3 protein-coding genes are annotated in these 4,245 nt (G+C 44.5%); 1 reads left to right on the top strand and 2 read right to left on the bottom strand.

Annotated features, from left to right (window positions below; genetic code table 11):
- Positions 1 to 124 precede the first annotated feature (124 nt).
- Together cqsA and AB4496_RS22460 are read right to left on the bottom strand one after the other, a co-directional pair.
- Positions 125 to 1,306: an alpha-hydroxyketone-type quorum-sensing autoinducer synthase gene (gene cqsA, locus AB4496_RS22465; RefSeq protein WP_012604149.1), complete on the bottom strand. Its 1,182-nt coding sequence runs from the start codon at positions 1,304 to 1,306 to the stop codon at positions 125 to 127.
- 313 nt (positions 1,307 to 1,619) lie between these two features.
- Positions 1,620 to 3,002: a PLP-dependent aminotransferase family protein gene (locus AB4496_RS22460; protein WP_102258544.1), complete on the bottom strand. Its 1,383-nt coding sequence runs from the start codon at positions 3,000 to 3,002 to the stop codon at positions 1,620 to 1,622.
- 103 nt (positions 3,003 to 3,105) lie between these two features.
- Here AB4496_RS22460 and AB4496_RS22455 point away from each other — a divergent pair, with 103 nt between their 5' ends.
- The gene (locus AB4496_RS22455) at positions 3,106 to 3,999 is read left to right on the top strand and encodes an EamA family transporter (RefSeq protein WP_102258543.1); all 894 of its coding nucleotides are present in this window, start codon (positions 3,106 to 3,108) and stop codon (positions 3,997 to 3,999) included.
- The last annotated feature ends 246 nt before the right edge of the window (positions 4,000 to 4,245 follow it).

Below are 4,245 nucleotides of genomic sequence, written 5' to 3'. Positions count from 1 at the left end.
AATAGATGAATAGATGAACACAAGAAAGAGCTCAGCAATTCGCTGGGCTCTTTTTGTATCGCGACATGATAGCGTCTATTCAGTCCTGCCGTTTGTGTTAGTTATAGAATTGGTGTGTACAGAGTTATACGAACTCTAACTCTGGGTGATGGTACGCTTCGTGACAAACGGTGAGCACATGGTCAATGTCTCGTGGTGTCATATCGGCATTCACTGAAAATCGGATGATGTTCTTGTTCTTGCCCGTAGCGGGGCGGCAGAACACCGCACCGAACACATTCCGTTCTTCGAGGAAATCGCGAACACGTTCAGTGTTTCTTTCACTACCACATTCTAATGCCACAATTTGAGACTCGCTGCGGATATTAAAGCCAATTCGTTTTAGACCCGTAGTCAACGATTTAGCACGCTGGAACAGAGCCTGTCGTTTATCATCTGCACTTTTGATTACCTCTAATGTTTTCTCTAAACGGACCACCTCTTGTGGTAACACGGTCGAGCTGAAAATCGCGGGATAAGCAACAAACGGTAAGGTTTCTGAAAGTAGTTTTGGTCCAAGGATCGCGCCTGCACGATAAGCAAAGGTTTTAGCCAAACTTACGGTGATGAAGTCGACTTGCTTTGTAAGGCCCAATGCGTGAACTATGCCGGCACCATTTTCCCCATGCGTGCCCAATGAATGCGATTCATCAACGACGACGGCACAATCAAACTCCTGCGCCATTTCGTAGATGTCGCGTAGTGGGGCGATGGTCCCAATGGTACTGTAAACCGAATCGACCACAATAACGCCTGAGCCGTGGCGCTCTAACTGTTTACGCAGGTGATTCATATTGTTATGCATAAACGGGTGGGCGATGCCGCCAGCGGCACGAATGCCTTCCCATAGCGACATATGGGCAAAAAAGTCGATATACACCGATGTGTCCGGCGGGCAGATGGTTTGTAATAGTCCTATATTGGCCGCCCAACCTGACTGAGAAAGCAAACAGCTCTCCATTCCGACATAGTTCGCGAGCTCGGTTTCAAACGCAGGTTTAGACTCTTCATCTTGTAAAAAAATTGCAGACATCACTACGTTGTCATCGTGTTCAATAATCGCTGCTTGATGGGCGTCTTGGATCGGTTTGTTGTGTGACAGTGCTAAGTAATCATTGCTCTGCATCACGACGGCATTGCGCTGAGGTCGTTTACCCAATACCAAGTGCTTTTGGCTTTGGTTCTGGGTAATGAGGTCTTGAATATAGAAATTCAAGCGTTCTTCGATAAAGGAAGGTAGTGGTTTGTTTTTTGTTGTATCACTCATAATTATTCTCTTCAAATATGGGAAAACGCCAGCGCCGGCGGTTGTATATTGAAGTTAAAAAGTGATGTGTCATTAGTCAGTTTGCATAATTTTGTATGTGCTAGCAAACTCAGTATTTAAAGGTATCGAAGCGAGTCATTTTCCTTACGGTGCGGGGCTTTAACCTAGATCAGATAGGAATGATAGCCTTCTTTTTTATGATAAAAGGCTATTAAAATTCGGTGTTCTAATGACCATGAAAAAGTCGATTCTGAAAAGCTTTGATGTCCTAGCTGCGTATTATGAACTGGCACGTATTAAGAACTGGAACGTATTAGCTATGAACGTGAATCAGTTCGATTAAGTCGTTCAATTCCTGCTTGGCTTTTCCCTCTAACGAGTAACCAATATTGATGCGTAAGCAATTGCTGTAAAGGTCATGAGTGCTAAACAGGTGCCCAAGCCTGATATCAATGTTGTGGTCGGCAACTGCCTGAGCAAAGCTTGATTGGTTCAAATTTGGTATTTGTAGCCAAAGTACCATGCCACCTTGTGGGTTACTTATCTTTACTCCTTGAGGAAGGTGCTGAGCCAAATAACTTAGGTATTGCTGGCGCAAAGAGAGAAGCTGAGTACACCTTCTTCTAACGTGTTTTGCGTATTGACCAGATTCGATAAAGTCAGCAACTGCAAGCTGAGTGGGTAGGGCGACGCCATAGCTTGCAGCAGAAAACTGAGCCTTGTATTCGTTAATGAACCTCCCTGGTAAGCACCATCCTAATCGGTAACTCGGTGACAAGCTTTTCGATATTGAACCACACCATAGTACATAGCCACCTTTGTCGTAGTATTTCGCGGGGAGTGGAGTGTGTGAGGAATAAGAAAGTTCCAGATACACATCATCTTCAATGATCGGTACTTGATAGTGATTCGCTAATTCAGCAAGCTTTTGTTTTTGACTAGCCGACATGTTGATCCCTTGAGGGTTCATATGAGAGGTACAAAAAATCGCGGCATCCACTCGTTTATTCTTCAAATGTGCTTCTAATTGTTGCAAGTCGATACCGTCATCCAGAGATGGGATCTCGATGATTTGTCGCGACATCTTTCCGAGCAACTCCAGAATGCCGTTGAAACAAGGTGAACTAATCGCGATGGTGTCGCCTTCTTTGGTGCACGATTCAAGTGCAGCCTTAATCGCAGACATACAGCCTGCCGTAATCACCATCTCTTCAGGTGAAAAGTGTACATCGAGCTTGGCAAAGTGAGTGGATAATGCCTGACGTAACATTGGCTCACCTTGTGTATCTGGGTAATGGTTTAGCCTGCTGCTCATACGCCGAATAGCGCGGCGAAAACTGCGTTCCTGTTCAACAATCGACTGTTCATCATTGGCGGTGCTAGACACCCCTAAAGGTCCATTGATTGAGTTGTGAGTCGATGAGGTTAGCTTGACGCTCGACACTTTACTTTCAAACTGTGCCCACTCTGGGGTTGAACGAGCAGGTTTATGAGGAGAAACAAAATACCCTGCTTGCGGTCGAGAGTGTATCCAGCCTTGTGATTCCAGTTCTTGGTAGCAGCTCACCACGGTCGACATGCTGATGGCTTGTTGTTTAGCTAATTGACGCAGCGAAGGCATGCGTCCACCTTCGGGTCTTTTCCCCGTTTCAATCTCACCAATAAACTGATTGGCTAGCTTTCTGTAGATGCTCATGGTCACGACCGTTGTTAACTGTACTGGTTTTTATTGTAAAAATTGTATCTGTACTGGTTTTGTTGATCAAGGGATACTCATTCAAAACAAAGGAGGGGTCAGTATGAAAAGAAATGATTTGTTGTTAGCGGTGTTCGTGATGGCAATTTGGGGATTCAATTTCTCGATGATCAAAATGGGTGTAACCAATGTTCATCCGTTGTTGGCAACCGCCGCGCGTTTCTCGCTAGCGGTGATTCCGGTGATATTTTTTGTAGCAAGACCGAATGTCGCGTGGCGTTATTTAGTGAGTTATGGCTTTGTGTTTGGTGTGGGCATCTGGGGCATGGCTTCATGGTCAATCACCGCTGGGCTCTCATCGGGGCTTTCGTCGGTGTTGCTTTCAACCAATGTGCTAATTGGTATGGCGGTTGGCGTGTGGGTTTTCAAAGAAAGTGCGTCGGTTCGCAAGTTAATGGGTGCGATGTTAGCGATGTGCGCGTTGGCGGTGCTGGTTTCCGCAGCAACGGGCAATGTCACTGTTAATGGCGTGATTCTTATTATGATCGCAGCGTGTAGTTGGACGTTAATGGGCGTGATTGTTAAAGCGTCTAAAACCACTCAGGCTTTTGCGTTTAACGTGTGGGGCATGCTATTTGCGCCAGTTCCATTAGTGTTGTTTGCGGTGATGCTGCACGGTGACCAAATTATTTGGCAGGCGATAGAACAATGGGATTGGAACGCAACGATTGCTGTGTTGTTTCAGGCTTACCCAACCACGCTATTCGGTTACTGGGTGTGGAATAAACTGTTAATTCAATATCCGTTAAGCACGACAGCGCCGTTAACCTTGCTAGTACCTATATTCGCATTGATCAGTGGTTACTTTATGTATGACGAGGTGCTATCAGTCGCTCAAGTTGTGGCATCTGTACTGTTTCTAGTCGGTATAGGTTTGATAGTGAAGCCTGCTAAGACAACCGTAAGACCTCTTAGGGAAATAAAGATGATTGATTGAGCGTTTTCTAAAAACACAGCAGAATAGCATTGTCGAAAGGATTGACTAATTCGAATTAAATTCTGAAATGATACAAATATCATATTTAATAATGGTTACTTAGTAACCTCTGTTGAGTTTGATATCAAATCAAGTGGCTGATTTTATTGGGTATAGGATAGAGGTCTCAAAAATTATCTTTTAGAACACTAAAGTTTTAAATTCTTATCATGTTGGATTTTACGGTATATAATATCACATCGTACC

The sequence above is a fragment of the Vibrio sp. 10N.222.46.A1 genome, assembly GCF_041473595.1.
Lineage (GTDB): Bacteria > Pseudomonadota > Gammaproteobacteria > Enterobacterales > Vibrionaceae > Vibrio > Vibrio tasmaniensis_A.
Note: the sequence above shows the minus strand (reverse complement) of the source record. Positions and strands in the feature narration are given on the sequence as shown.